General features: G+C 55.7%; 27 protein-coding genes. 20 read left to right on the top strand and 7 right to left on the bottom strand.

Going from position 1 to position 26652, the window contains the following annotated elements:
• Nucleotides 1-174: 174 nt before the first annotated feature.
• The 6 genes from GOW98_RS22890 to paaG all read right to left on the bottom strand — a co-directional run bounded on the left by GOW98_RS22890 (nt 175) and on the right by paaG (nt 4533).
• The gene (locus GOW98_RS22890; RefSeq protein ID WP_170336452.1) at nt 175-795 is read right to left on the bottom strand and encodes a transferase hexapeptide repeat family protein; all 621 of its coding nucleotides are present in this window, start codon (nt 793-795) and stop codon (nt 175-177) included.
• Between the two features lie 4 nt (nt 796-799).
• On the bottom strand, nt 800-1288 hold the full coding sequence (locus GOW98_RS22885; protein ID WP_170336450.1) for an acyl-CoA thioesterase: 489 nt from the start codon (nt 1286-1288) through the stop codon (nt 800-802).
• Nucleotides 1289-1385: 97 nt separating this feature from the next.
• On the bottom strand, nt 1386-1982 hold the full coding sequence (locus GOW98_RS22880; RefSeq protein ID WP_170336448.1) for a TetR/AcrR family transcriptional regulator: 597 nt from the start codon (nt 1980-1982) through the stop codon (nt 1386-1388).
• A gap of 3 nt (nt 1983-1985) precedes the next feature.
• Entirely contained in the window at nt 1986-3296 is a 1311-nt protein-coding gene (gene paaK, locus GOW98_RS22875; RefSeq protein WP_170336446.1) for a phenylacetate--CoA ligase PaaK, read from the bottom strand.
• 23 nt (nt 3297-3319) lie between these two features.
• The gene (gene paaI, locus GOW98_RS22870; RefSeq protein WP_170336444.1) at nt 3320-3745 is read right to left on the bottom strand and encodes a hydroxyphenylacetyl-CoA thioesterase PaaI; all 426 of its coding nucleotides are present in this window, start codon (nt 3743-3745) and stop codon (nt 3320-3322) included.
• 2 nt (nt 3746-3747) lie between these two features.
• Nucleotides 3748-4533 (bottom strand): 2-(1,2-epoxy-1,2-dihydrophenyl)acetyl-CoA isomerase PaaG, encoded by a 786-nt coding sequence (paaG, locus tag GOW98_RS22865; RefSeq protein ID WP_170336442.1) that lies wholly within the window; start codon nt 4531-4533, stop codon nt 3748-3750.
• 103 nt (nt 4534-4636) lie between these two features.
• Between paaG and GOW98_RS22860 the strand changes: the two genes are divergently transcribed.
• From GOW98_RS22860 to GOW98_RS22770, 19 genes are all read left to right on the top strand, one after another.
• Nucleotides 4637-6664 carry an FAD-dependent oxidoreductase gene (locus GOW98_RS22860; RefSeq protein ID WP_170336440.1) on the top strand — a complete coding sequence of 676 codons (2028 nt, stop codon included), beginning with the start codon at nt 4637-4639 and terminating at the stop codon, nt 6662-6664.
• A 77-nt stretch (nt 6665-6741) separates the two neighbouring features.
• Nucleotides 6742-7764: a TRAP transporter substrate-binding protein gene (locus tag GOW98_RS22855; RefSeq protein WP_170336438.1), complete on the top strand. Its 1023-nt coding sequence runs from the start codon at nt 6742-6744 to the stop codon at nt 7762-7764.
• 57 nt (nt 7765-7821) lie between these two features.
• Complete coding sequence (locus GOW98_RS22850; RefSeq protein ID WP_170336436.1) at nt 7822-8328, top strand: TRAP transporter small permease; 507 nt, start codon at nt 7822-7824, stop codon at nt 8326-8328.
• On the top strand, nt 8325-9677 hold the full coding sequence (locus tag GOW98_RS22845; RefSeq protein ID WP_170336434.1) for a TRAP transporter large permease: 1353 nt from the start codon (nt 8325-8327) through the stop codon (nt 9675-9677). Before GOW98_RS22850 ends, GOW98_RS22845 begins: the two co-directional genes overlap by 4 nt.
• Nucleotides 9677-10864: a cytochrome P450 gene (locus GOW98_RS22840; protein ID WP_170336432.1), complete on the top strand. Its 1188-nt coding sequence runs from the start codon at nt 9677-9679 to the stop codon at nt 10862-10864. The genes GOW98_RS22845 and GOW98_RS22840 overlap by 1 nt, the downstream gene beginning before the upstream one ends.
• Nucleotides 10865-10983: 119 nt before the next feature.
• On the top strand, nt 10984-13014 hold the full coding sequence (gene paaZ, locus GOW98_RS22835; protein ID WP_170336430.1) for a phenylacetic acid degradation bifunctional protein PaaZ: 2031 nt from the start codon (nt 10984-10986) through the stop codon (nt 13012-13014).
• A 49-nt stretch (nt 13015-13063) separates the two neighbouring features.
• Nucleotides 13064-13879, top strand: a complete 816-nt coding sequence (locus GOW98_RS22830) for a PaaX family transcriptional regulator C-terminal domain-containing protein (protein WP_170336428.1) — start codon at nt 13064-13066, stop codon at nt 13877-13879.
• A 196-nt stretch (nt 13880-14075) separates the two neighbouring features.
• Nucleotides 14076-15278 carry a 3-oxoadipyl-CoA thiolase gene (pcaF, locus tag GOW98_RS22825; RefSeq protein ID WP_170336426.1) on the top strand — a complete coding sequence of 401 codons (1203 nt, stop codon included), beginning with the start codon at nt 14076-14078 and terminating at the stop codon, nt 15276-15278.
• 16 nt (nt 15279-15294) lie between these two features.
• On the top strand, nt 15295-15858 hold the full coding sequence (locus GOW98_RS22820; RefSeq protein ID WP_217359707.1) for a hypothetical protein: 564 nt from the start codon (nt 15295-15297) through the stop codon (nt 15856-15858).
• A 24-nt stretch (nt 15859-15882) separates the two neighbouring features.
• Nucleotides 15883-16860 carry a 1,2-phenylacetyl-CoA epoxidase subunit PaaA gene (paaA, locus tag GOW98_RS22815; RefSeq protein WP_170336423.1) on the top strand — a complete coding sequence of 326 codons (978 nt, stop codon included), beginning with the start codon at nt 15883-15885 and terminating at the stop codon, nt 16858-16860.
• A gap of 23 nt (nt 16861-16883) precedes the next feature.
• Complete coding sequence (gene paaB / locus GOW98_RS22810; protein WP_170336421.1) at nt 16884-17168, top strand: 1,2-phenylacetyl-CoA epoxidase subunit PaaB; 285 nt, start codon at nt 16884-16886, stop codon at nt 17166-17168.
• The gene (gene paaC / locus GOW98_RS22805; RefSeq protein ID WP_170336418.1) at nt 17168-17926 is read left to right on the top strand and encodes a 1,2-phenylacetyl-CoA epoxidase subunit PaaC; all 759 of its coding nucleotides are present in this window, start codon (nt 17168-17170) and stop codon (nt 17924-17926) included. Before paaB ends, paaC begins: the two co-directional genes overlap by 1 nt.
• Before the next feature lie 6 nt (nt 17927-17932).
• Entirely contained in the window at nt 17933-18394 is a 462-nt protein-coding gene (paaD, locus tag GOW98_RS22800; RefSeq protein WP_170336415.1) for a 1,2-phenylacetyl-CoA epoxidase subunit PaaD, read from the top strand.
• A gap of 13 nt (nt 18395-18407) precedes the next feature.
• Nucleotides 18408-19481, top strand: a complete 1074-nt coding sequence (locus GOW98_RS22795; RefSeq protein WP_170336412.1) for a 2Fe-2S iron-sulfur cluster-binding protein — start codon at nt 18408-18410, stop codon at nt 19479-19481.
• 13 nt (nt 19482-19494) lie between these two features.
• The gene (locus tag GOW98_RS22790; protein WP_170336410.1) at nt 19495-20256 is read left to right on the top strand and encodes a Phenylacetic acid catabolic protein; all 762 of its coding nucleotides are present in this window, start codon (nt 19495-19497) and stop codon (nt 20254-20256) included.
• A 129-nt stretch (nt 20257-20385) separates the two neighbouring features.
• The gene (locus tag GOW98_RS26395) at nt 20386-20955 is read left to right on the top strand and encodes a DJ-1/PfpI family protein (RefSeq protein WP_170336408.1); all 570 of its coding nucleotides are present in this window, start codon (nt 20386-20388) and stop codon (nt 20953-20955) included.
• Nucleotides 20956-21399: 444 nt separating this feature from the next.
• Complete coding sequence (locus GOW98_RS22780; RefSeq protein WP_170336406.1) at nt 21400-22371, top strand: helix-turn-helix domain-containing protein; 972 nt, start codon at nt 21400-21402, stop codon at nt 22369-22371.
• A gap of 110 nt (nt 22372-22481) precedes the next feature.
• Complete coding sequence (locus tag GOW98_RS22775) at nt 22482-23888, top strand: aldehyde dehydrogenase family protein (RefSeq protein WP_367646889.1); 1407 nt, start codon at nt 22482-22484, stop codon at nt 23886-23888.
• A gap of 23 nt (nt 23889-23911) precedes the next feature.
• A complete protein-coding gene (locus tag GOW98_RS22770) occupies nt 23912-25888 on the top strand; it encodes a tyramine oxidase (RefSeq protein ID WP_170336404.1) in 1977 nt (658 codons plus the stop codon).
• Nucleotides 25889-25962: 74 nt separating this feature from the next.
• On the opposite strand, the gene GOW98_RS22765 is transcribed toward GOW98_RS22770, so the two are convergent.
• On the bottom strand, nt 25963-26115 hold the full coding sequence (locus GOW98_RS22765) for a hypothetical protein (RefSeq protein WP_170336402.1): 153 nt from the start codon (nt 26113-26115) through the stop codon (nt 25963-25965).
• A gap of 152 nt (nt 26116-26267) precedes the next feature.
• Between GOW98_RS22765 and GOW98_RS22760 the strand changes: the two genes are divergently transcribed.
• A partial coding sequence (locus tag GOW98_RS22760; protein ID WP_170336400.1) for an IS6 family transposase occupies nt 26268-26652 on the top strand: 385 nt, incomplete at its 3' end.

Raw genomic sequence — 26652 nt, 5'->3', positions numbered from 1 at the left:
CGCGCACCGCCGCTCTTACCGAGTGGCGTCAACTTTGTTCCGGATAAGTTCGCGGATTTGGCGGTAAACTGAGACTGGTTCGAATTCGTCTGGCAGCATCCGTCTGACAGCACCCTTCGCTGATCGCTCTCACTTTAGACAAGCAGATGTTTGGTCCACGACTTACGTCATAGCTCAATCATTCTGCTGGTTTGCCAACCTGTCCAAGACCAGCGGGTCAAATTCGGGAACGCGTACACGTCGCCGGCCTGGTTCCACGGCGCGCAAGGGATCTACGGCGATAACTTCATCTGCTGCTCTGCGCGCGAGCTCCTGATAAATACCAGTCCCGCGGGTCTTCCAGTCGATTTCGGACTCGGTCAATGAGCGCAAGACCCGCGCTGGAGAACCCGCGATCATCTGCTTAGGTTCAAAGATGGATTTTGCTTTTACAAAGCTGAGCGCGCCAACAATGCACGACTGCCCGATCCGCACCTCGTCCATGATGACGCTGTTCATTCCAATCAGAACGTTCTCTTCCAGATGGCATCCGTGCAGAACAGCGCCGTGGCCGACATGACCGAACCGTTCAACAACGGCGTCCCGCCCTGGGAAGCTGTGTAATACGCAGGTCTCTTGAATATTGGCGCCTTCTCCGATGACAATTCGCCCAAAGTCACCGCGCAGTACGGCCGCCGGACCAACATAGCAGCCCTCTCCAATGATTACGTCCCCAATTACAACGGCATCCGGATGCACAAATGCCGACGGAGAAGCAACAGGAACGACACCGTCGAATGCATAAAAACCACCCATGCCTCTAGCCCTCTGACCCGCCTGCTGACGCTGCTTCGAACCGTTCCGCGAACTCTCGACGCAAGGATCGGCGTAGCCTTGCGGCTTGCTGTCTGCGCTTGCCTTGTTCTGTTTCCGGTTCGAGTGTCGGCACCGGTGCAGGGTTGCCGTCATCATCCACGGCAACCATGGTAAAGTAGCAAGAGTTCGTGTGACGACGCATCCCACTGCGGATGTTTTCCGCCTCGACCCGAATTCCAACCTCCATAGAAGTTCGGCCGGTGTCATTTACATTGGCCTTAAACGTCACCAATTGCCCGACACGCACCGGCTCTTGAAAGGTGACCTGATCAACACTCAACGTAACACAATACAAGCCCGAAAACCGCGATGCGCAGGAAAAAGCGATGCGATCCAGAAGGTTAAGAAGCGCCCCACCATGTACTTTCCCACTGAAATTCGCCATGTCGGGGGTCATCAAAACAGTCATTTCTAGTGTCGGATTACCCGGCATCTGATTGTCTCCTCAATCGATATGGCAGTCGTCTAGAACTAGGCCTCACCGTGGAAACCAATGATAAACTGTTCAGCGAAAGAAGTGTGCTTGCCGCCTACAGCTTTCGAATGCCGTGGACCGTCAGCGTGCAGACCAGATCAGCGTAGCTTTCACGCGCCTTGGTTCCGGCTCCTGTGTTCCACATGTAATACCAGTTCAGCATCCCGAAGACTGACATTGTGGCTCCGCGCAACTTGGCCTTGTCATCACCCAATGTTTCTGGAGACAACTCCCGCAGGATATTGTTAATGAAGTTGACCATATCGCGCTGGTACTCGCGCAGTTTTTTTTGCTGGTCGTCGGCGAGGGCGTTCATACCGCTGATCTGAACCCGGTGCTCGTCATCGGCACCCTGATAGGCGTACAGGATTTCGCGTACGGCTTTTCGCAGTTTCTCTTCAGGTTCAAGCCCGTCGAAATCAACGTTGCAAATGCGGTCGCGCAGATCACGAAGATAGGTCTCAAGGATGTCATACAAGATGGCATCCTTACTGTCGTAATAGTGGTATATGTTCGCCTTGGAGATCCCGCACTCTTTTGCCAACAGGGTCATCGAGGCGCGATCAAACCCCTGATCGGCAAAGATTTTCGCGGCTCTTTTGAGAATCTGTTCCCGCTTCTGGTCGTGGTCTTTGGCGATTGTCCGGGCCACGGCTTATTCCTTGTCGCGGTTGTCGATGATGCGCTTCGCCTTGCCCTGAGAGCGTTCGACGTCGCCTGGATCACCTACAACAATTTCTGTAGAAACGCCAACAATGTCCTTGATGCGCTTGGTTAGCATTCGGGCCGCAGCCGTTCTGGACATTTCGTCGGTCGAGTCTGCTGACGCTTCGACAAACACCCGCATCGCGTCCATTCGGCCGGATTTGTACAGTTCGATCTGATAGTAGGGGGCCAGACCGCCCGTTGCCATGACTTGCTCTTCGATCTGGCTCGGGAAGACGTTAACGCCACGCAAGATCATCATATCGTCGCTGCGGCCGGTAATCTTTGCCATCCGACGCATCGAACGCGCGGTTCCAGGCAACAGGCAGGTCAGATCGCGCGTGCGATAGCGGATCATTGGCAAACCTTCTTTGGTCAAAGTGGTGAACACTAGCTCGCCGGTTTCGCCGTCTGGCAGAACTTCACCCGTGGTCGGATCAATGATCTCTGGTAGGAAGTGATCCTCCCAGATCACGGGACCATCCTTTGTTTCGACGCACTCGCTCGCGACTCCGGGGCCCATGATTTCGGACAGGCCATAGATATCGACCGCGTGCATATCGAACGCGGCTTCGACTTCTGCGCGCATCGCGTCTGTCCAGGGTTCTGCGCCGAAAACACCGACCTTGAGAGAGCTTTTCTTGGGGTCGAGCCCGGATTTGTGAAACTGTTCAAGGATGTTTAGCATGTACGACGGGGTCACCATGATCCCGTCGGGCTGGAAATCGGTAATTAAGCCAACTTGCTTTTCAGTTTGCCCGCCGCTCATTGGTACAACGGTCGCACCCAAGCGCTCGATCCCGTAATGTGCGCCCAGACCACCGGTGAACAGGCCATAGCCATAGGCGTTATGCACCATATCGCCTTTACGCAAACCGGCTGCACGCAGCGATCGCGCGCCAAGATCTGCCCAGTTGTCGATATCACCCTTGGTATAGCCCACCACAGTTGGTTTGCCTGTCGTGCCAGATGACGCATGCAATCGGATCAACTCACTGCGTGGCACCGCGAAAAGGCCGAAGGGGTAGTTGTCGCGCAGATCGTTTTTGTACGTGAACGGGAACTTCGAGAGATCCGAAAGCTGTTGTAAATCATCCGGATGGACACCAGCCTCATCAAAGCGCTGCTTGTACATCGCCACGTTTTCATAGGCATGTCGAACCGACCATTTGAGGCGTTCAAGCTGTGTCGCTCGGATTTCGTCAATCGAGGCGATTTCGATCGGGTCCAATTCAGCTTTGTTGGGGGACAGGTCGTCCATTGCGTTGCTCCTCCAGCGTATTTCTATTCGTCAAAATTCTGACCACCGATCGCGCGGGACATACCCCGGAATTCGGCGACAATGCCGTCATCTTGATTGGTTATGCGTACGTCATAGACACCGCTACGACCTGCAACGACGGTTTCTGTGGCAACAGCAGTCAGGCGGTCACCCAATCGCCCGGGCGCTAGATAGCTCATCATTGTATGTTGGCCGACAGTTGCCACGTTGCGACTGTTGCAGGCAAAGGCAAACGCGCTGTCTGCAAGAGCGTGGGTGACGCCGCCGTGACAAATGCCATGCCCGTTGCAGTGATGAGCCGCGACGGTCAGTGCCAGAACGGCGCGGCCTTCGTCGACTTCGACAAATTCCATGCCGAACCATTTGCTGGCCTGATCATTCGCCCACATCGCAGCGGCAGATTTGGCGGCGCGCTCTTTCGGGGTCATTGTCATTTGCCCTGAAAATTTGGCGCGCGTTTTTTAAGAAAGCTGGATACGCCTTCAGCATAATCCGCGCTTTCCCCGCAGATTTTCATAGCGTCCGCCTCGATTTCTAGGTGATCAGAAAGGGCGGTGGTCGCAGCGGTTTGGATGCACTGCTTGGTTTTGCCCAGCCCAACGGTCGGACCATTGGCAAATTGGTTCGCCAATGCGCGGGCTTCGGTCATCAACTGCTCATCGGGCAGGGCTTTCCAGATCAGGCCCCAGTCTTCTGCTTGTTTTGCTGGCAAAGGTTGTGCCGTAAGCGCTAATCCTTTGGCTCTGGCCTCTCCCAACAGGCGGGGCAGGTGCCAACTGCCGCCAGTATCAGGGATCAGACCGACCTTGGCGAAACTCTGAATGAACCTGGCACTTTCACCGGCCAACACCATGTCGCATGCCAGTGCGAGGTTGGCCCCGGCCCCGGCGGCGACTCCATTGACCGCGCAAATAACCGGGAAGTTCAGCGATCGGATCAATCGTACCAAAGGCGCATAAAAGGTCCGCACGGTTTTGCTCAGGTCAGGCGGGCTGTCCATTTTCGATGGGTCACGGTCGCCAAGATCCTGTCCGGCGCAAAAGCCGCGCCCGGCACCCGTTAAAAGGATGGCGCGCACGCCGCTATCTCTGGCGGATTTCAACGCGTCCTGTAGCGCGTTATGCATCTCATCATTGAAGGAGTTCAGCTTGTCGGGACGATTCAGGGTAATCTCAACCCAGTTCCCGTGATCTTCTACAAGAATCGTATCGCTCATGACTGTCCTGCCAGCTGCGGTTTCAACTTTATCATTGCATTAACCGAACGGTTGGTCAATATATAAACACGTCTCGAATCTGGAACGCTTGAAGGGCACATCCATGTCTCACACGTCACTTGTGAATGTTGAACTCAAAGGCGATGTTGCTTGGGTCACCGTTGATAATCCGCCCGTTAACGCGACTTCGAGTGGTGTAAGGCAGGGGCTTACGGATGCCGTAGTTGCGGTCAAAGGTGCGCGTGTGGCGGTGCTGCGATGCGCTGGAAGGACCTTTATCGCGGGCGGCGACATGTCCGAATTCGACAAGCCGCCGGTCGAACCGCATTTGCCCGACGTTGTTCAGATGATCGAAGAAAGTGAGGTTCCCTTCGTCGCGTGTATGCACGGTAATGTTCTGGGTGGCGGGTTCGAAGTTGCCATGGCGTGCGCATGGCGGATAGCGGCACCGGGCACGGGATTTGGACTGCCAGAAGTCAATGTTGGATTGATCCCCGGTGCGGGTGGCACGCAACGTCTGCCGCGCCTTGTGGGGATGGAGGCGGCGATTGACCTGGCTTGCACGGGCAAGGTGCTGAAGGCTGAGGATATGTTGCATCTTGGTGCTGTGGATTTGGTGGCTGACAACCTTGAAGATGCGGTTAATAGATTTGTGGCCGAACTACCGGACCGCCCTGTGCCCGTCAGTCAACGCACTGTCTCTGATTTCGCACCTGATTTGATCGATACTTCTCGGGAATCGCTGAAAAAACGCGCCAAAGGACAGCAATCACCGCTGGAAAGCTTGACAGCGCTAAGCTGGGCGAAAATGCTTTTTTCCGAAGCGCAGCCAATGGAGCGCGCGCGTCATTTGGCGCTTCGCCAAAGCGCGGAAAGCCGCGCTCTCCGTCACGCGTTCTTTGCGGAACGAGGCGTGTCCAAGCCCATGTTGATCAAAGATGCCAAAGCGCGCGACATTAGCCGCATCGCGGTTGTTGGCGGCGGCTTGATGGGTGCCGGGATCGCAACCGCAGCTTTAAACGGTGGGCTATCGGTCACGCTGATCGAGCGGGATCCTGAGGCCGCATCAGGGGCTCGCGACCGAGTTGAGGGCTTGTTGAATGGCGCCGTCAAACGCGGAAAGATGACCGAGACACAATTCCAGAATTGCCTGTCTAGATTTCGCTCCGTCGACGGCTATGCCGAGGCAGCGGACGCGGAATTGGCCGTCGAAGCGGTGTTTGAGGACTTATCGGTAAAACAGCAGGTCTTTGCCGAATTGGCACAGAACATGGATGCCAACGCAATACTTGCCACCAACACGTCTTACCTGGACCCGATTGAAATCTTCTCGGGCATCGAAAATCAAGCGCGGTGCATCGGGCTGCATTTCTTCAGCCCGGCCCATGTCATGAAATTGCTAGAGATTGTGCACACAACCCATACGGCACCCGAAGTGGTGGCAACGGGATTTGCGCTGGGGAAAAAGCTGCGCAAGGTTTCGGTCTTGTCAGGCATTTGTGACGGGTTCATTGGTAACCGAATGCTGGCCGCCTATCGACGCGAGGCTGATTATCTGCTGGCCGACGGGGCGTTGCCCTATCAGATTGATCAGGCGATGCGAGACTTTGGAATGCCCATGGGGCCGTATGAGTTGCAGGATCTGACCGGGCTGCAGATCGCTTGGGCAAACCGAAAACGCAATGCTGCCACGCGTGACCCAAACGAACGTTATGTCACCATCGCGGACCAACTGTGTGAGAAGGAGCGGTTCGGACAGCGCGCTGGCAAAGGCTGGTACCGGTACGAAGAGGGAAATCGCAAGCCGATCCGAGACCCCGAGGTTGACGCTTTGATCGAGGGCTATTCTTCCGCGCAGGGTATTGCCCGCCGGGCCTTTTCGGCCGAGGAGATATCGTCTCGCCTACTGGCCGTATTAGCTAATGAGGGTGCTCTGATCATCGAGGAAGGCGTCGCCGAAAACTCTGAAGCGGTCGATATGGTTCAAATCCATGGCTATGGTTTCCCGCGTTGGCGCGGTGGACCGATGAACTACCGAGATGAAATCGGTGTGCCGGCGTCCCGCGCGAAGATGGATATTGTGGCGTCCGAAAGCCCCGGCTCTTGGAGCGTTGCGCGAGAAGACTTTTGAAGCCCTCGATTAACCTACCGCTTTTCGGTCTGCTTCGCGGGCTTTGAACTAAAATTGCCGTAATCAGGGAGGATCCAATGGCTAAGTTTACAAAACTCACTTCTTTTCTGGCTGGTGCGACACTGGCTTTGACAGGTTCTGCGGTTTTTGCCGCTGACTACACGCTGACCATTTCCAGCTGGGCGCCGCCAACCCACGGCATCAACGCCAAGATGTGGCCCAAGTTCGTCGAGATGGTAGAGGAAGCCACAGACGGGCAAGTCACCGCCGAGCTGAAACTGGGCATTGCACCGCCGCCGGCGCAGATGGACCTGATCATGGATGGCGCGGCGGATGCCTCAATCATTTTCCATGGCTACCAGCCTGGTCGCTTCGTCACCACCAAGATGATTGAACTGCCCGGATATGAGGGTTCGGCCGAGGCAGCGTCGGTTGCCTATTGGCGTGCCTATGACAAGCACTTGAAAGCTGCCGATGAACATCGCGGAGTCAAAGTGATCGCGCTACATACGCACGGACCGGCACAATTGCATTCCAGCAGCCCTGTGACCACGCTGGACGAAGTGTCTGGCCTAAAGGTTCGTATCCCCGGCGGTGTGGGCGGTGATGTCGGAACGGCGCTTGGTGCAACCGGTATCCAGGTACCCGCGCCGAAAGTGTACGAAACGCTGGCTTCGAAGGCAGCGGATGGTGTTGTGATGCCATTTGAATCGCGCAAGGGGTTCAAGCTGACTGAAGTGGCCCAGAACGTCTACGAAGTTCCCGGTGGCCTGTATCGCGGATCCTTCGCGTTCATCATGAATGAGGACACATTTGCAGATCTGCCTGTCGAACTGCAGCAGGCGCTGGACGAAAATGTCTTCGGAGAACCATTGAGCCGCGAAATCGGAAAAATCTGGGATGAGATTGATGCGATCGGCCGTGAAGCGACCGAGGGCACCGAGGGCAACGCGATCAACGAAGCGTCTGCCGAAGACCTAGAAAAGTTCAATGCGATCGCAGTTGATGTTCGCGCCAAGGTCATTGACGAGGTCAACGGAACTGGCGTCGACGCTCAGGCCGCATATGACATGATCGTAACCGAAATGGTTGCGCAATAACGTCACCTGGTTGGCGGTGTCTAACCGCCAACCGTTTCGACCCGACGGGTACCTAACATGCAATCTCTCGTAACATTCGCGCGCCGCATCAGTGTATTTCCTACGCTGATCGCGTGTGTGGCGCTCTTTATCCTCATGGTTATGACGTTCTGCGACGTTGTCCTGCGATCCGTGTTCAACGCACCGATCGAGGCGGCGACGGAGCTGACACGCATTCTGATGGCGATCCTAGTTTTCTCGGTTCTTCCGATGATCTCTGCCGGCAACGGCCAAATTGCAGTTGACCTGACGGACGGATTGTTTTCGCGCTTCCGTCTGAGCCGTGTACGGGATGCAATTGTCTATCTGACCTCAGGCATCATTCTCTTCTGGCCAATTCAAAGGGTTTGGGTTCTGGCCGAGCGGGCGCGAGACTATGGTGATGTGACCGAGTATCTGGCGATCCCCGTTTTCTACGTCGGCTGGTTCATTGCCGCATCTACTGCCATCACTGCTGTTGCGATGATCACAACCGGCATTCTGCACATCGTTGCCCCCCATACTTTGTCGGAGCACACTCAATGACCGCTGCGCTGATCGGTTTTGCCCTTGTTCTTATTCTCGTACTCCTGCGCTTGCCGATTGTATTCGCAATGGGCCTCGTCGGGACGCTGGGTTTTGCATATGAACGCGGGGGCAGCATTCTCTCGGAACGCGGCCTGAAGGCGGCGATGTCAATGGTAGGTCGCCAGATCACTGACACCGCACAAGATTACGGCCTTTCGGTTATTCCGCTGTTTATCTTGATGGGATTGTTCGTGAACAAGGGCGGGCTTGCGCGCGAACTTTACGCCGTATCGAATGCTTTTCTGGGGCATTTCAAAGGCGGGATCGCGATGGCTACGGTTGCCGCCTGTGGTGGGTTTTCGGCCATTTGCGGCTCGTCTTTGGCGACGGCGGCAACGATGTCCAAGGTCGCAATGCCGGAAATGCGCCGCTACCAGTATTCGGATGAGTTGTCGACCGCGTCGATTGCGGCAGGTGGTACGCTGGGTATTCTGATCCCTCCGTCTGTGATCCTTGTTATCTACGGTTTGCTGACCGAAACATCCATCGGCAAGCTGTTTGTCGCCGGTATCATTCCCGGTGTGCTTGGCATCCTTCTGTACCTGTTTGCAGTTCGTTGGACCGTCTGGCGCAACCCGGAATCTGGACCTTCTGGTGAGAAACACGGTTGGGGCGAAAAATTGACAGCGCTGCGTTCAGTCTGGGCGGTGTTGCTGTTGTTCTTTCTGGTTATCGGCGGGCTTTATGGTGCGTTTGACTTCCACCCGCTGAATCTGACGTTCAGCCCGACGGAAGCAGCTGGCATGGGCGCTATGGGAGCTTTTCTGATCGCCCTGTCGCGCGGTGGATTGACTCTGAGTTCGACCTTCGAGGTGCTGAAAGAGACGACATATACTGCCGCGGCCTTGTTCTCGGTTCTGATTGGCGCTCAGATCTTTTCGAACTTCATCAACCTCGCTGGCCTGCCTGAGGCGCTGATCGGATTGGTCACGGCCTATGACGTGGAGCCTTTCGTGGTGATCCTGATGATCCTGGGTATCTACATCATCCTGGGTTGCGTGTTTGAATCGTTGTCGATGCTTTTGCTGACCGTGCCGATCTTTTTCCCTCTGGTGACGTCAATGGGCTATGACCCGATCTGGTTTGGTATCGTGGTTGTTGTCGTGACGGAAATCAGTCTGATCACCCCGCCGGTCGGTTTGAACGTGTTCATTCTGAAAGGTGTGGTGGGGGATGTTTCGACGGCAACGATCTTCAAGGGTGTTACTCCATTTTGGATTGCCGACATCTTCCGTCTGGCCCTGATCGTTTTGGTGCCGTGGTTGGTGCTGGTTCTGCCCGAGCATATGGGGGCGATGGGTCACTGATGTTCTCACTGACTGCGCTTCCTGACGGGTTTCACGAGAATCCCTATCCAGCTTATGCGGCACTACGCGAGGATATACCGGTTTGCCCTCAGTCTGACGGCTCGGTGATTCTGTCGCGGTACGAGGATCTGGACCTAGTCTATCGAGATACGGCCCGGTTTATCTCGGACAAAAAACCGGTGTTTGGTCCCAAATACGGTGTCGATAGCCCGCTGTATGAACACCACACCACCAGTCTGGTGTTCAACGACCCGCCTCTGCATACGCGAGTTCGAAAGGTGATGGTCGGGGCGATGAACCCTCGTGCCTTGGCCCAGATGGAGCCCGGTTTGATCCAGCTTGTCGATGACTTGCTGGAACAAATGCAGGCCAAGGGCACGGTCGAGTTGATCGAGGATTTTGCCGGGGCGATCCCGATCGAAGTCATCGGCAACCTGTTGGGCATTCCCAGATCCGAACGCGGACCGTTGCGGGACTGGTCTTTGGCCATTCTTGGCGCCCTGGAGCCGCAATTGACACCTGAGCAGGAAGAGTGGGGCAATCGCGCAGTCTTGGAGTTCAAGGCCTTCTTGGGGCAAATCGTCGATGATCGAAGAGCTAACCCCGGCAATCCGGAAACGGACGTCCTGACACGGTTGATGCAAGACGACCCGGACGGCGGCCTGACTGAGGTTGAGCTGTACCAGAATTGCATCTTCATTCTGAACGCAGGGCACGAGACCACGACAAACCTGATTGGCAATGCGCTGGACTTGCTGGATCGGCATCCAGACAAACGGGCCGAATTGCTGAACAGGCCCGACCAAATTGCCACGGCGGTGGACGAGTTCTTACGTCTGGAAAGCCCGAACCAGTTTGGTAATCGCCTGACCACCGAAGATGTAACACTGCACGGGCACACTATTCCGGCGGGCACGGATGTTCATCTGTGCATTGGTGCCGCCAACCGCGACCCAAGGCAGTTTGACCGGCCAGACGACATGCTTCTGGACCGCCGACCCAACAAGCACCACGCATTTGCCGGTGGCCCGCACACCTGCGTCGGTCTGACTCTTGCTCGGATGGAGGGCAAGATAGCGGTCAGCCGGTTTCTGAATCGCTTTCCAAACTATCAGATTGCAGATGGCGCAAAACGCGGGGGGCGGATTCGCTTTCGCGGCTTCGCTGCGTTACCCGCACAGGTTTGACGTGACTCAACAAGAAAATGAATCGGTCTTTTTATTGACCGACCGTACGGTAAATATTATAACTGCCATAACCGCGCGCATAGGGCCGCGTAGATCATCTCAGGACTGAGGAGAGACTCATGACGATCCAACAGATTTCAAGTTTCGCGGCCGGTGAGTGGATCGCGCCGGGCGAGGGGGCCCGCAACATTGCCAGTGCTGTGACCGGTGAGGTGATCGCGACCGCAGGCAACAATGGGTTGGATGCGCAGAGCATGTTGGACTATGCGCGCAACGTTGGTGGTCCGGCGTTGCGTCAGATGACCTTTCACGAGCGCGCCAAGATGCTCAAAGCATTGTCGGTGCACTTGGGGCAGCACAAGCAGGTCATGTATGACCTGTCTTTCAACACGGGGGCGACGCAGTCGGATCATCTGATCGATATCGATGGTGGGATCGGTACGATGTTCGTGTTTGCATCGAAAGGTCGCCGCGAAATGCCCGACGGTCACGTGTATCTGGATGGTGATGTCGAACAGCTGTCGCGTAATGGTACGTTTGTCGGTCAACACATCTGCACGCCGCTGCAGGGTGTGGCAGTTCATATCAACGCATTCAACTTTCCGGTTTGGGGTATGTTGGAAAAGCTGGCTCCGACATTGCTGGCTGGTGTTCCAGCCATCGTCAAACCGGCGACGAATTCCTGCTACGTGACCGAACTGTGCGTCCGGCTGATGCTGGAGTCAGGTATTTTGCCTGTCGGAGCGCTGCAGCTTGTGTCGGGTGGTCTGGGTGACATGTTGGATCGCCTGACCGTGCAGGACGTGGTCAGCTTCACCGGCTCGGCCGATACTGCGCTGAAACTACGTTCTAACCCTGTCATTCTGGAGAACTCCGTTCGTTTCGTGGCAGAACAGGACAGTCTGAATTGTTCGGTGCTGGGCAGTGACGCCGAACCGGGGACGCCGGAATTTGACCTGTTCATCAAAGAAGTTCAGCGCGAGATGACCACAAAAGCAGGTCAGAAATGTACCGCAGTCCGCCGGATAATTGCGCCCGAGCCTCATGTGCAGGCCGTGATCGAAGCACTTTCTGCGCGACTGGCAAAAACAGTTATCGGCGACCCGAAACTTGAAACCACACGCATGGGCGCCCTGGTCTCGAATGGCCAGAAACAGGATGTTTTGGAAAAGGCAGCGATCATCGGCCAAGAGGCGGAACGCGTATTTGGCAATCCGGACGACTTTGCCGTGCAAGGAGCGGATGCTGAAAAGGGGGCTTTCCTGCCACCGATGCTGTTCCATTGCGCCAAGCCGGATGCAGCAAAGCGTGTTCATGACACCGAAGCCTTCGGCCCGGTCAGCACGATCATGGGGTACCGCGACACTGACCACGCAATTGAGCTGGCGAACAAGGGGCAGGGGTCTCTGGTCGCTTCGGTTATTACCCACGACCCTGATGTAGCGCGCAAATTCGCCATGGGTGCCGGGGCGTATCACGGGCGGCTTTATTTCAACAACCGCGACTCTATGAAAGAGTCCACGGGCCACGGCTCGCCCTTGCCGCATATGGTCCACGGCGGTCCGGGCCGCGCAGGTGGTGGAGAGGAAATGGGCGGCGTGCGGGGCGTAATACACTATATGCAGCGCACGGCCATTCAAGGATCGCCCGATCTGTTGACCGCGATTGGGTCGAAATGGGTCACGGGCGCGACAGAGATCGAAGGTCCGGCTCACCCCTTCACGCGTCGCTACCACGATCTGGCCATCGGTGAGACAATTCACACGGAGCCGCGGACCGTAACGATCGAAGACATCGAACACTTTGCGGAATTCACTGGCGATACGTTCTATGCGCACACGGATGAGGCCGCCGCGAAACGCAACCCGTTCTTCCCGGGCCGTGTCGCGCATGGATACCTGCTGTTGTCCTTCGCTGCCGGATTGTTCGTCGAACCGAACGAGGGGCCGGTTCTGGCCAATACGGGTCTGGACGGGCTGCGCTTCATGAAGCCGGTTGTGGCAGGGGACAGCATCAAGGTTCGCCTGACCGTCAAGTCAAAGACCAAACGCAACGATCAGTATGGCGAGGTTCGCTGGCACGTCACGATGACACAACAGGATGATGACCTTGTTGCAGAATACGAGCTGCTGACAATGGTAGCCTACTGAACGTGCCGGGCCGGATGGTAATCCGATCCGGCCCGCCTATACTGCGATCATGAAAGACGCTTCTTCAGACTGGTTCGAATGTTGTATTGGTCATTTGACCTCCGAGGGGTCGCTGCGGGTGTGGTCGGTGCTTGTCACGATCTTTGGCGATCTGGCGCAAAGCAAATCGGATCAAATAAGCGGATCATTGATTACTGCGTTGACGAGCCTTGTTGGCATCAAGGCAGAAGCGACCCGAGTGGCTTTGCACCGATTGCGCAAAGAGGGATGGATCGAAAGTACTCGTGTCGGGCGCGCGAGCGTCCATCGGCTTACAGAATATGGTCGAAATCAAAGCGCAGCTGCTGCGCCGCGCATTTATGCTCGCGAAACGTCCAAGCCAGACATCTGGCATGTACTGATTTCAAGCAACTCGGAACCATCCCGAAAGGAATTGGCAGATCAGTTGCTGACCGGGGAATATATTTCAGTGAACCCGTCTACAGCGATGGCAGCAGGGCCGATGCCAGGCGATCTGGAAGAATTGCTTGGTTTTGAGATCAACGCGATTTCGGTGCCCGATTGGCTACGTGAGTTGTTGGGGCCGGAGCCGCTGAAAGCCGCGTATGATGATTTTTGGAAATCAGTCCAGGCCATCGACGAATTGTTGCCGCCGACCGGCGTGGATGATCCGATGAAAACGGCGGCGCTGCGTGTTCTCATTGTCCACAATTGGCGCCGCATCATTCTGCGACACCCGGTCTTGCCGGCAGGTTTTCTACCAAGTGACTGGAAAGGTCCCGCCTGCCGCGAGGCAGTTTCCAAGCTTTTGGACAGGTTGCCTCGACCGCTACTCGCAATTCTGGAAGCAGAGCTGACTACTTAGGGTTTGGTCCAAATTCCTTTCTGACACTGCGAAGAACGCAGGTTTGGTTTTCTCGGCAAGCTTACTATTTATATGTTACGAAGTAGGTATGAAAGGTCAATTTTTGGTAACATGATACTTGCCTCGAATCGGTGAAAACATTATAAACCGACCATACGGTCTATAAATGGACGCGAACGTACAGGAGAATTCACTGATGGATGCATTCATTTGCGACGCGACGCGCACTCCGATTGGTCGGTATGGTGGTGCGTTGTCGTCGGTTCGCACGGATGATCTGGCGGCCATCCCGCTGGCTGCCCTGAAAGAGCGCAACCCGCAAGTCGATTGGTCCAGCGTGGATGATGTAATCTATGGCGACGCCAACCAGGCCGGTGAAAGCAACCGGAACGTGGCGCGGATGGCGGCATTGTTGGCCGGATTGCCGATTGAAGTACCGGGAACCACCATTAACCGCCTGTGCGCCAGCGGCATGGATGCAGTTGGAATGGCTGCCCGAGGTATCAAAGCGGGTGACTATGATCTGGCTATCGCAGGTGGGGTCGAAAGTATGTCCCGCGCACCCTTTGTGATGCCCAAGGCGACATCTGCCTTTACGCGTAGCAATGCGGTTTACGACACGACCATTGGCTGGCGCTTTGTGAACCCGAAAATGAAGCAGGATTATGGCGTCGACTCGATGCCGCAAACCGCAGACAACGTTGCCGGCGACTATGGCATCAGCCGAGCGGATCAGGACAGTTTTGCTGTGCGCAGTCAGGCCCGATGGGCAGCCGCGCATGAGGCTGGGCTGTTCGCGGATGAAATCACTCCGGTCTCGGTCCCGCAGCGCAAGGGTGACCCGATAGTGGTCGATACTGACGAGCATCCCCGCCCGGGAACAACGGCTGAAAAGCTGTCGGGCCTCAAGGGTGTGAATGGCCCGGACAAAACGGTTACGGCGGGCAATGCATCCGGTGTCAACGACGGCGCCGCAGCCATATTGATGGCCAATGAGGCGGCTGCTGCAAATAACGGACTTACTCCCATTGCACGGGTTGTGGGCATGTCCGTTGCCGGAGTCGCGCCGCGCATCATGGGTATTGGCCCTGTTCCGGCCAGCCGCAAGGTTTTGGCACGTGCCGGACTGACCATCGATCAGATGGATGTGGTAGAGTTGAACGAAGCCTTTGCGTCTCAAGGGCTGGCAACACTTCGCGAATTGGGCCTGGCTGACGACGCGCCGCATGTGAACCCGAATGGCGGTGCCATTGCCATAGGGCACCCGTTGGGCATGTCCGGAGCACGGCTGGTGTTGACCGCCGCCTATCAACTGCGCCGAACAGGAGGGCGGTACGCGCTATGCACGATGTGTGTGGGTGTCGGCCAGGGCGCAGCCTTGATCCTGGAACGGGTTTGATAGGGAGAGAACTGTTTTGACTGAGGCGATCCACATAATCGACCACAGCGAACGGGTCGAGCGGCTGTTCGAGCCGTATCAAGATGTTCTCGGAGAAGACTACAAGGCCTATCGAGGCCATGTTTATCGCGTGGTTACCTACGCCATGCATTTCCTCGGCGGCGATGACACGCATCGTGCGTTGGTCGAGACGGCCTTCGTCTATCACGATATCGGACTGTGGACCAAACACGACCTTGCTTACCTGGAGCCCTCCGAAGAGCTGGCGCTTCGGGACAACGCCGAAAATGGTTGGGGATTGGATCCAGAGTTGCTCCGCAACGCCATTCATTGGCACCACAAGGTTACACCCTACCGCGGGCCGCATGCCGACGTAGTCAACGCCTGCAGAAAAGGTGACTGGATAGATGCGACAGGGGGCAAGGTGCGCAAAGGTCTGTCGCGCGATCAAGTCGCCCAAGTCGAGGCCGCTATTCCCAGCTATGGATTTGCTGACGTTTTACAGCGTTTGGCAAAGGACCTTGGTGGTACTGCATTCAAAGGAAACATGCGGGTTTTAAGCCACGTATTCAAAATCTGATCCCATCCGACAGGAGGAAATACGATGTACGCACAAATGGTTAAGTCTGAGGCCACAAACGATGATCCTGAAAAGCTAGCCGAATTCCAGGCAAAGATTGACGCGGACATCAAGATCGAGCCGAAGGACTGGATGCCGCAAGGGTATCGCAAAACCCTGATCCGCCAAATTGGTCAGCACGCCCATTCTGAGATTGTTGGTCAACTGCCTGAGGGCAACTGGATCACGCGCGCGCCCACATTGGAACGCAAGGCGATCCTGCTGGCCAAGGTGCAAGATGAGGCCGGACACGGGCTTTACCTTTATTGCGCGGCGGAAACTCTGGGCGTCAGCCGGGACGAGTTGACTGAGATGCTGCTGGACGGTCGGATGAAATACTCGTCGATCTTCAACTATCCCACACTGAACTGGGCCGATATCGGCGCGGTCGGCTGGTTGGTAGACGGTGCCGCGATCATGAACCAGGTGCCGCTACAGCGTACATCCTACGGGCCCTACTCACGTGCCATGATCCGGATTTGCAAGGAAGAAAGCTTTCATCAGCGTCAGGGGTACGATGCCATTCGTAAGATGGCCGAAGGGAAGCCCCAGCAGAAGAAGATGGCGCAGGATGCCTTGAATCGCTTTTGGTACCCGTCGCTGATGATGTTCGGGCCCTCTGACAAGGACTCGGTGCATTCGACCCAATCCATGGCCTGGAAAATCAAGATGAATACCAATGACGAACTTCGTCAGAAATTCGTCGATCAGACGGTGCCGCAGGCTGAATTCCTTGGGCTGACCGTCCCTGATCCGGACCTGAAATGGAACGAAGAACGCGGCCACTACGACTTCTCGGAACCGGACTGGTCCGAGTTCTTTGATGTCATCAAAGGCAACGGGCCTTGCAATACAGACCGCCTGGCCGTGCGAAACAAAGCCTGGGACGATGGACAATGGGTGCGTGATGGTTTGCTGGCCCACGCAAAGAAGAAACGCGCTGGTCAAGTGGCCGCTGAATAAGCCTGACCTGAGGAGGAAACCCGATGAAAAACGAATGGCCCCTGTGGGAAATCTTTATCCGCGGTCAGCACGGTATGAGCCACCGCCATGTTGGCTCGCTGCACGCTCCGGATGCGGAAATGGCGATTAAGAACGCCCGCGACGTCTATACGCGCCGCAATGAAGGCGTCTCGATCTGGGTGGTCGAAGCGAACAATATCTCGGCCTCGTCCCCCAGTGACAAAGGCCCGCTTTATGAACCCAGCGAAAGCAAGGTGTATCGTCACCCGACATTTTTCGACATCCCAGAAGAAGTGGGGGCGATGTAATGACCCGCGACGAAGCTTTCCTGCAGTTTCTGCTAAGAATGGGTGACAACACACTCATCCTTGGTCACCGCGTGAGCGAGTGGTGCGGCCATGCGCCCGTGCTTGAAGAAGATATTGCACTGGCCAATACCGCGCTGGATCTTATCGGCCAGACCCAGATGTGGTTGGGTCTTGCCGGCGAGATCGACGGCAATAAGAGCGCTGATGACCTGGCGTTCCTGCGCGATGCCTGGGATTTCCGCAACGTTCTGATGGTCGAAGTTCCGAATGAAGACTTCGGCCGGACCCTGATGCGCCAGTTCCTGTTTGATGCGTGGCATTCGATCATGCTGGGGCGTCTGATCAAATCGTCAGACGAACGTGTTGCAGCAATTGCAGCCAAAGCCAGTAAAGAGGTTGCCTATCATCTGGAACGCTCAAGTGACACGGTTGTCGGATTGGGCGACGGAACGGCTGAAAGCCACGACCGGATGCAAGCGGCACTGGACTATCTGTGGCCTTACGTTGGTGAGATGTTCGTCGGTGACGAGGTGGATGCCGAGATGGCATCGGCTGGCATAGCGCCCAATCCCGCCGATTTGCGCGCTGAGTTTGACGCTTTGGTCCAGCGGGTTTTGGCAGACGCGACACTCGCAATCCCGGAAAGCGATTTCGCGCATAAGGGCGGGCGCACCGGGCAGATGCATACTGAACATCTGGGGCACTTGCTGACTCAGATGCAATGGCTGCAACGCGCCTATCCCGGCGCAAGCTGGTAAGCTGACATGGATCAGGTGCCGACAGACCAGATTTGGGAATGGCTGGATGCCGTTCCCGACCCTGAAATACCCGTCATTTCAGTGGTCGATCTTGGTATTGTGCGAGATGTACGCTGGGATGCCGGAACGCTGAAGGTGAAGGTTACACCAACCTATTCCGGCTGTCCGGCGACGTCCGTCATCAGCATGGACATCGAAACAGCGTTGCGGGATCACGGGATTGAGGATCTGCGGATCGAAACCACCATCTCGCCCACCTGGACTACCGATTGGCTCAGCGACAAGGGCCGCGCACGGCTTGAAGAATATGGCATCGCGCCGCCGCAACCGGCGGGCGGCCCGGAACGTTGCCCGCATTGTGGCAGCAAGGCGGTTGAGAAGGTCAGCCAGTTTGGCTCGACCCCATGCAAGGCGCACTGGCGCTGCACCGACTGTCTGGAACCTTTTGATTATTTCAAGTGCATCTAAGGAGGAGCACCGGATGGCACGTTTCCACGACCTGAAGGTCACCGATATCCACACAACGATCCGTGATGCGGTGGTTTTGACGCTGGAGCCTGTAAACGGCGCAGCGGAAGAGTTTGACTTCACCGCGGGTCAATACCTGACGTTCCGCCGCGAATTTGAAGGCGAAGAACTGCGCCGGTCCTACTCGATCTGCGCAGGCAAAGACGACGGCGTATTGCAGGTTGGTATCAAGCGTGTCGATGGCGGGGCGTTCTCTGGCTGGGCCAACACAGAGCTAAATGTCGGGGACATAGTGCAGGCCATGCCGCCGATGGGCAGTTTTCATGCTCCGATCGATGCGAATGCCGAAAAGCAATATCTCGGTTTTGCCGGAGGGTCGGGCGTTACACCCGTTCTGTCGATCCTCAAAACAACGCTCTCACGTGAACCCCAATCGCGGTTTACGCTGATCTATGCCAACAAGGGTATCAACACGATCATGTTCCGCGAAGAACTGGAGGACCTCAAGAACCTCTACATGGGTCGCCTCAACGTGATCCATATTCTCGAGACGGATTCCCAGGAAATCGACCTGTTCACCGGATTGGTGACGCAAGAAAAATGCGCCGAGTTGTTCAAGCACTGGGTCGACATCGAAAACGTCGATACGGCGTTCATTTGTGGTCCCGAACCAATGATGCTGGGTATTGCGGCTGCCCTGCGCGAACACGGGCTAGACGACAGCCAGATTAAATTCGAACTTTTTGCCAGCGCGCAGCCGGGTCGCGCCAAGCGCAAAGCAAGTTCGGCGGATGCCGACCGGACGGACAATCAGACTAGCGCGTCCATTACGCTGGACGGTTCTACCCAGACCCTGACCGTTCCCAAGGACCTGTCCATTCTTGACGCAGCTTTGGAAAACGCGATGGACGCCCCATACGCGTGCAAAGCCGGTGTATGTTCGACCTGTCGCTGCAAGGTGCTGGAAGGAGAGGTTGAGATGCTCGCGAACCACGCGCTTGAGGACTACGAGGTTGCGAAGGGTTATGTGCTGAGCTGCCAAGCCTATCCCGTAACAGACCGAGTGGTCGTGGATTTCGATCAGTAAAGGAGAGGTAGACATGACCGACACTATGACTCTCGACAGCTATCTTGCCGCAGGCGGCGTGCTGACCAACCCTTCAAATGTTCCACCGCGCTATCGCGCGGAGCTGCTGAAACTGATGGCAACCTTTGTGGACAGTGAACTGGCAGGCGCTGCCGGTTTCGCTGACGTAATAAACCTCGGGCCGGGAATTAAAGAACGCATTGCTGCCGCTAAGATCGTGCTTGAAAAAACGGATCATGCAAATCGTGTTCTTAGCATTATGGGAGAGTTCGGAGCCGACACGGAACGTTACGTCAATCATCATCCGTGGACGGCCCGGTTAAGCCGGGATGCAGATATCGGAGCAACGCGTTCCGAACATGATATGCGCTTGGCTGTGTTCAACTATCCATTCTCGGGTTGGACGGACGCCGTGATCATGAATCTGCTCATGAGCCGCGCCGTCGCCGAACAACTGGCTGAGTATTCTACGATTTCCTACCAACCTCTGGCCGAAGTGTTCCGCTCAATCGCACCGATCGAAGCTCATCATGGCGAATTGGCGATGGAAGGCGCAATTAAGTTGATCGAACGAGGCGAAGCTAAGCATATGCAGGTCTCGGTCGACTATTGGTGGCCTCGCGTCGCGGTGTCTTTCGGGGGCGACGATCCGAAACGGTTCGAGTTGTTAAAATCGCTTGGTCTGCGGCGGAATAAAAACAGTTCCCTGAGGGAGCGCTGGAGCCAGACGATGGATGACACGCTGAAGACTTTGGGATTGAAAACGCCTTTGTAGATCATTTTATTGGACTGAATTTGGGCCTGTCCTCTAATCTGAGGAGAGGCCCAAGTTTTTTAGATGACAGGAAAAAAATAGTAACGTAGGGCTAGGCATTGTCGGACTTGGGCCTGGCGATTAATCACAATGGGCCATTCGGTAGCATTTCAGATTGTCGACTATCCGGGGGCTCAGAAATCCGCTCAATGGGGAATGAAAGACCTGTTGGATTATGCGAATACACAGGCCGAAAATCTTCGATCCTCGCTGTTCACAACTGAGATCGCGCCGCAACCAATTGGCCGACCTGGGGTTATCGTCTTTCCCCCTGCATTGTCTTCAGACCCACCCAAACTCCCGAGTGGGTGGCAGGATCGACTAGTAGAGCTTCACCGACCCGGTACCGTTTTGGCGTCAGTTTGCTCTGGGGCTTTCCTGCTGGCAGAGACCGGATTGCTTGATGGTCGGCGCGTAACCACGCATTGGCGTCACTCGGCCGTGTTCCATCGGACCCATCCAAGCGCAATAATCGATACGGACCGTCTCTTGGTAGACTTGGGAAGCATTGTGACAGCAGGCGGTGTAATGGCATGGACCGATCTGACCTTGCATATGATTGAACGAATAGCTGGGCGTAAACTCGTGCTGGATGTGGCCAGTACGGCCAAGTTGTCTGACCTTCGGTCAAGACCGATGCCAGAGCCTCGGACATGTTGACAGAGGTCAGACCCAGAACAGTGGCAAACAGAACAGCCAATGCTATCGGCCCCACCTTTATATCGCGAGAAGCGGCGTAGAACAGGCCGACATAGCTGATCACGGCGAACGAGATGATCTTGTCCTGATACGCATAGAAAGGCGTGTCATAGTAGACGAACAGAATAGGCAGCTTGATTCCAAAGAAATGAGCTGTGGCCATTGCGATGAAGTAGGCCACACAGGCCAGCAGGTCGAGGCATAGAAGGTTGGGCATCATGATATCCTAATCTTGGTTATGCTCCCTACATGCCCTGCAACGCACAATGAAATCAGAGGCGATATTGCCATCAATTGGGCTGATTCCGCTAAACCCGCCGAGCTTACAGAATACAAAACGCTTTGCTGAAAACTCACATCACGGATACTCTTTAAGCTAATTCTGTCACAGCAAGCACGACACCCATGAAGCCACAGCCAGACAGCGCATATTTTAAACCGCTTGTGCGGACGAATTTACGTTCACGATCTGTAGAGGGGTTTTCTAGGGATCTGGAAAAGATCTGTGGGCAGTTTGCTGTCGAGTCCGGTATTGCCACGCGTGGACGCATTGACGGGGATATCTCCACTTTGCCGGTCTCACGTTTTGAGACGGCAATCGTATCGCTTGACGCTCAAAGGGTTTTTCGGGACGAGCGTATGATCCGAAAAGATCCCGGTGAGCACTTGTTTCTGCTCATCCAGGACAAGGGAAACTGCCGCATCCACCAAAATGATACATCGGTTTTGCTAGGCCCGGGCGACATGTATCTGGTCGACAGCGCGAAACGGTCCGAGTTTGTTTATGACGGGATAAACTCGCGTCAGGTCTCGATCCATTTACCACGTGACGAGATGGTCCATAGATTCGGTGAGATTTGCACCGGTGGTATCGCAGTAGACCGTAACGACCCCCTGTTTTTCGCCATGCGTGCCGTGTTGGCCAAGATATTTACCGAGGAAGCCGCTGTAGCCCCGCAATTGGGCGAAGCCTTTCTGAGCTTGTTAGGTGCGTATTTCCGCTGTGTCAGCCATCAGGAAGACCAACGCGGGCGAGAAGCAAACGCGGTCCTCTCGCGCGCTCTTCAACTGATTGAACGGAACGCGACAGACCCTGCATTTGGGCCTCAGGCTTTGGCCGACGCGTTGCAGGTTTCCCCCCGGACACTTCAGCGTCATTTCGGAACTATTGGGGAAACCGCCAGCAAACGCCTTATGTCCGTGCGGCTTGAAACAGCGAAAGCCCGGCTAAAAGAGGTGAACTCTGACGTAGGGCGCGACACGATCGCTGCAGTTGCTTACGATTCCGGTTTCAACGACCTGTCGCATTTCTACAAGGTCTTTCGGGAACGATTTGGTGTCTCACCGGGAGCGGTGCGGAAGAATATGTCGTCCTAAACCATAATATTTGGCGCAAAACCCCAAGACTCGACCGACCGGTCGGATAATAATTCTCCCCAGCCTTGTTGCGTTCGCGCACGGGCATCGCGATTTAGGGAGGACAAGCCGTGATCGAATACGATCTGACTATCGGGGGTCAACCGGTATCTACCGCCGCCAGCTTTGACGTATTGAACCCGTCAACCGGTGAAGTTGCAGGGCGTGCGCCCAACGCAACAAGCGCCGATCTGGACACTGCTGTTGCAGCTGCGAAAGCTGCTTTCCAAAGTTGGTCAGCCAAATCGGACGAAGAACTGCAAGCCGCATGCGAGGCTGTTGCGCAGAAGATTGGAGAACATTCCGAGGAGCTTGCACAGATCATCACAGCTGAGCAGGGAAAGCCGCTGAATGGCCTCGGGTCGCGCTGGGAAATGGGCGGGGCAGGGGCCTGGGCAGGATATACTGCTGGGCTGTCCCTGCCAATGAAAGTGCTGCAGGACAACAACGAAGGCCGCGTTGAATTGCACCGCAAGCCACTGGGCGTTGTGGGTTCGATCACGCCTTGGAATTTCCCGGTGATGATTGCGATCTGGCACATCATGCCAGCGTTGCGTACCGGCAATACCGTTGTCGTCAAACCCTCGCCACTGACACCGCTTTCAACGCTGCGCCTTGTTCAGATCATGAACGAAGTACTGCCTGCGGGCGTCGTGAACGTGATCACCAGCGATGACAAGGGTGACAATATCGGCGGGGCCATGTCAGCTCATCCCGATATCCGCAAGATCGTCTTTACCGGCTCCTGTGCGACGGGGCAGAAGGTTATGGCCTCGGCAGCGGAAACCATGAAACGCCTGACGCTGGAACTGGGCGGCAACGATGCGGGTATCGTTCTGCCCGACGCGGACCCGCAAGCGATTGCCGAAGGTCTGTTCTGGGGCGGTTTCATCAACAATGGCCAGACCTGCGCTGCGATGAAGCGCCTCTATATCCACGAAAGCATCCATGATGAAGTTTGTGAAGAGCTTGTCGCCTTTGCGCGAAGTATCCCGGTGGGCGATGGGATGGATGACAGCGCAATCTTGGGCCCGGTTCAGAACAAGATGCAGTTTGACAAAGTCAGCCGCCTGGTTGCCGACGCAAAAGAACGCGGCCAGGTACTGCTGGGTGGCGCGCCGGGCGACGGGTTGTTCTTCCCTCCCACGATTATAGCAGGGCTAAAAAATGGCGATCCGCTGGTCGATGAAGAACAGTTTGGCCCGGCGCTGCCAATCATCAAATATTCGGATGTGGAAGACGCGATTACCGCAGCCAATGACAGCCCAAATGGGCTGGGCGGCTCGGTCTGGTCGTCCGATATCGACGCCGCCAAGGCCATTGCCAGCCGCCTGGAATGCGGATCGGTCTGGATCAACAAACATGGCGCCATTCAACCCAACGCCCCGTTTGGCGGGGTCAAATCATCTGGGGTTGGCGTCGAATTCGCCGACGAAGGTCTAGCGGAATACACTGACATTCAAGTCGTATTCAGCTGAAACACGTGAACAGGAGAGGAAACATGAAATTTAGGAATATCCTTGCCACGACAGCATTGGGGGCCGTTTTCGCCGGCGGGGCCCTTGCGCATCCATTGGACGGGTTGACGCCCGATGAACTCCAACAAATCAATACGATCCTGAAGGAGAGCGGTACCGTCACGGACGAGACGTTGTTCCCTTTGATCGACCTGCACGAGCCATCAAAAGCTGAGGTTCTGGCTTGGAAGGAAGGCGACGCACTGGATCGTAAAGCAATGGTGCACTACACCACTGACCAAGGTTTTAGTGAGGCGATCGTAAACATTACGCAAGGCACGGTCGAAGAGAACTTTGCCATCGAAGGCTCGGGTCAGCCGATGGTTTTGTTCGCCGAATTCATCGGCGCGCTGGAAGGTGCTCTTGGCCATCCCGACATGATTGCAGGGCTGGAAGCGCGCGGGCTAACAAATGAAGACGCCTTTTGCTTACCTTTGACCGCGGGTAACTTCTTCACCCCTGATTTTGAAGGCACGCGCCTGATGAAAGTGCCGTGCTATCAGAACCCGGCCGGTTCAAACTTCTATGCAAAACCGATCGAAGGATTGTTTGCGGTCTATGACATTGGCAAGCAAGAAGTCATTGAGGTCATCGACAAAGGTGCTATCCCGCTGCCCGAGGATCCTTGGGGTTACACGGTTGAAGAGGTAGCAGAACGTGCCGAGCTGCGTCCCGAAACCAACAAGGTTTTGCTGACACAGGAAGGTGGTCCGAACTACACGCTGGACGGCGGCCATTTGGAATGGGACATCTGGCGCATGAACCTACGTGCGGAAAAGCGTGCCGGTCTGGTTGTTTCGAACATTGATGTTAACGACCAGGGCAACTGGCGTTCGGTCATCTATCAAACCCACCTGTCTGAAGTGTTCGTGCCATACATGGATCCGACCGACGGTTGGTACTGGCGGACCTATATGGACAGTGGCGAATACGGGTTCGGTCTGTTCCTGACCCCGCTGCGCGCGGGTGTTGACTGCCCTGAATATGCAACTTTCCTGCCCGCTGTAATCGCAGACGATGCGGGTATGCCGCTGGAAATCCCGGATGCGGTCTGCATTTTCGAGCGTAACATCGGCGATCCGGCCTGGCGCCATTTTGAGATTTTTGCTCAGACGCCCGACAACTTCGTTCCGGCAGAAGGTCGCTCGGAAACAGAACTGGTTGTGCGCACTGCGTCGGAGGTCGGCAACTACGATTACCTGATCGACTACCGCTTCAAGCAGGACGGTCAGATGTTCATCAAGATCGGCGCAACCGGTCTGGATGCGATCAAGGGCGTAGTGTCGACTTCGATGGACGACCCGACGGCTGCGGAAGAAACGAAGTACGGCACATTGATTGCACCGCATCTGGTTGCGGCCAACCATGATCATTATTTCAACTTCCGTATCGACTTTGACATCGACCAGCCGGTCAACCACATGGGTTTGATGGAAATCATCCCGGCCGAAGTACCTGCGGACAGCCCGCGCAAGTCGATGTGGACATGGCAGCACGTGATGCCCGACAGTGAGCTGGACGCACGCTATCGCTTCAGTGCATCCAAGCCTCGTCACGTCCATATCTCGAACCCGCAGGCAGAAGGGTATCTGGGCCATACGCCGGGCTGGATGATCCACCACGGCTCGATCGCTTACGGTCCGTTCGACTTCGAAAACGACCCTCCGTTCAAGCGCAACGCCTATATTGAGTATTCCTCGTGGACGACTGTCTATGACCAGGAACAGCGCTATGCAGGAGGTAAATACGCGATGCAAAGCGACGGTTCGGACACGCTGGCGGAGTGGGTCAAAGAGGACAAGCCGCTGATGGGTCAGGATATCGTGTCCTGGTTCACCGCGGGTTTCCACCACATCCCTCGAATGGAAGACTGGCCGGTCATGTCGACCGAGTGGAAGACGGTTCACATCATGCCGTTCAACTTCTTTGCCCATAACCCGGCGTTGACGATCCGCGAGTGATAACGGGAAAATGAAACCAATAAGGGCGACCTATTGTAGGTCGCCCTTATTACGTTTTTGGATGAGCAGATTTTTTACTGATCGCGCAGTCGCACTGAACGCAAGCTGCCCAGAATCTGATCGGCCTGTTGCGTTGTCAGGATAAGCGGCGGTGAAAGAATGATGTTGATTGCGTTGATCCGTACCAAAACGCCATCATCGTAGAGCTCCTGATAGATGCGGCGCATCTCAGGCGCGAGTTCGGGCTCTTTCGTTGCCGATCCCTCACCAATTCAATTGCCAACATCAACCCTTGGCCACGAATGTCTCCAATCCGGGGGCAGGTCTTGTCAGAAGAACTTGGGTTGAGGCGGGCAGGGCGGTTGCGTAGCTTTTGCCCATGACCAGACCTGCCTGTTTCAAATTCTTTAAAACCAGTCCCGAGGTCATTCGTCTGGCAGTGATGTTGTACGTTCGGTTCCCATTGTCGCTTCGAAACGTGGAAGACCTATTGCACGAACGCGGAATTGAGGTGAGTCACGAAACAGTCCAATATTGGTGGAACAGGTTCGGCCCGATGTTTGCCTCCGAGATCAGGCAACAGCGAGTCCAGCAACTGCGCGCATTCTCCAAATGGCAGTGGCACGTGGACGAGGTTTTTGTGAAAGTGAATGGTAAGAGGCACTACCTCTGGCGGGCCATAGACCATGAGGGTGAAGTGCTGGAAGCAATCGTCACCAAACGCCGAAACAAGCAGGCGGCATTGAAATTTCTCAAGAAATTGA

This window comes from Ruegeria arenilitoris, assembly GCF_013032445.1.
GTDB lineage: Bacteria > Pseudomonadota > Alphaproteobacteria > Rhodobacterales > Rhodobacteraceae > Ruegeria > Ruegeria arenilitoris_F.
Note: the sequence above shows the minus strand (reverse complement) of the source record. Positions and strands in the feature narration are given on the sequence as shown.

Bases quoted from the DNA above. Each gene is read 5' to 3' on its own strand.
- GOW98_RS22850 (WP_170336436.1), top strand. From the start codon at position 7,822: ATGCAATCTCTCGTAACATTCGCGCGCCGCATCAGTGTATTTCCTACG.
- paaZ (WP_170336430.1), top strand. From the start codon at position 10,984: ATGACGATCCAACAGATTTCAAGTTTCGCGGCCGGTGAGTGGATCGCG.
- paaB (WP_170336421.1), top strand. From the start codon at position 16,884: ATGAAAAACGAATGGCCCCTGTGGGAAATCTTTATCCGCGGTCAGCAC.
- paaA (WP_170336423.1), top strand. From the start codon at position 15,883: ATGTACGCACAAATGGTTAAGTCTGAGGCCACAAACGATGATCCTGAA.
- paaG (WP_170336442.1), bottom strand. From the start codon at position 4,533: ATGAGCGATACGATTCTTGTAGAAGATCACGGGAACTGGGTTGAGATT.
- paaI (WP_170336444.1), bottom strand. From the start codon at position 3,745: ATGACCCCGAAAGAGCGCGCCGCCAAATCTGCCGCTGCGATGTGGGCG.
- GOW98_RS22790 (WP_170336410.1), top strand. From the start codon at position 19,495: ATGACCGACACTATGACTCTCGACAGCTATCTTGCCGCAGGCGGCGTG.
- GOW98_RS22885 (WP_170336450.1), bottom strand. From the start codon at position 1,288: ATGCCGGGTAATCCGACACTAGAAATGACTGTTTTGATGACCCCCGAC.
- GOW98_RS22855 (WP_170336438.1), top strand. From the start codon at position 6,742: ATGGCTAAGTTTACAAAACTCACTTCTTTTCTGGCTGGTGCGACACTG.
- GOW98_RS22845 (WP_170336434.1), top strand. From the start codon at position 8,325: ATGACCGCTGCGCTGATCGGTTTTGCCCTTGTTCTTATTCTCGTACTC.
- paaK (WP_170336446.1), bottom strand. From the start codon at position 3,296: ATGGACGACCTGTCCCCCAACAAAGCTGAATTGGACCCGATCGAAATC.
- paaD (WP_170336415.1), top strand. From the start codon at position 17,933: ATGGATCAGGTGCCGACAGACCAGATTTGGGAATGGCTGGATGCCGTT.
- GOW98_RS22795 (WP_170336412.1), top strand. From the start codon at position 18,408: ATGGCACGTTTCCACGACCTGAAGGTCACCGATATCCACACAACGATC.
- GOW98_RS22890 (WP_170336452.1), bottom strand. From the start codon at position 795: ATGGGTGGTTTTTATGCATTCGACGGTGTCGTTCCTGTTGCTTCTCCG.
- GOW98_RS22840 (WP_170336432.1), top strand. From the start codon at position 9,677: ATGTTCTCACTGACTGCGCTTCCTGACGGGTTTCACGAGAATCCCTAT.
- GOW98_RS22765 (WP_170336402.1), bottom strand. From the start codon at position 26,115: ATGCGCCGCATCTATCAGGAGCTCTACGATGATGGCGTTTTGGTACGG.
- GOW98_RS22830 (WP_170336428.1), top strand. From the start codon at position 13,064: ATGAAAGACGCTTCTTCAGACTGGTTCGAATGTTGTATTGGTCATTTG.
- paaC (WP_170336418.1), top strand. From the start codon at position 17,168: ATGACCCGCGACGAAGCTTTCCTGCAGTTTCTGCTAAGAATGGGTGAC.
- GOW98_RS22780 (WP_170336406.1), top strand. From the start codon at position 21,400: ATGAAGCCACAGCCAGACAGCGCATATTTTAAACCGCTTGTGCGGACG.
- GOW98_RS26395 (WP_170336408.1), top strand. From the start codon at position 20,386: ATGGGCCATTCGGTAGCATTTCAGATTGTCGACTATCCGGGGGCTCAG.
- GOW98_RS22770 (WP_170336404.1), top strand. From the start codon at position 23,912: ATGAAATTTAGGAATATCCTTGCCACGACAGCATTGGGGGCCGTTTTC.
- GOW98_RS22860 (WP_170336440.1), top strand. From the start codon at position 4,637: ATGTCTCACACGTCACTTGTGAATGTTGAACTCAAAGGCGATGTTGCT.
- pcaF (WP_170336426.1), top strand. From the start codon at position 14,076: ATGGATGCATTCATTTGCGACGCGACGCGCACTCCGATTGGTCGGTAT.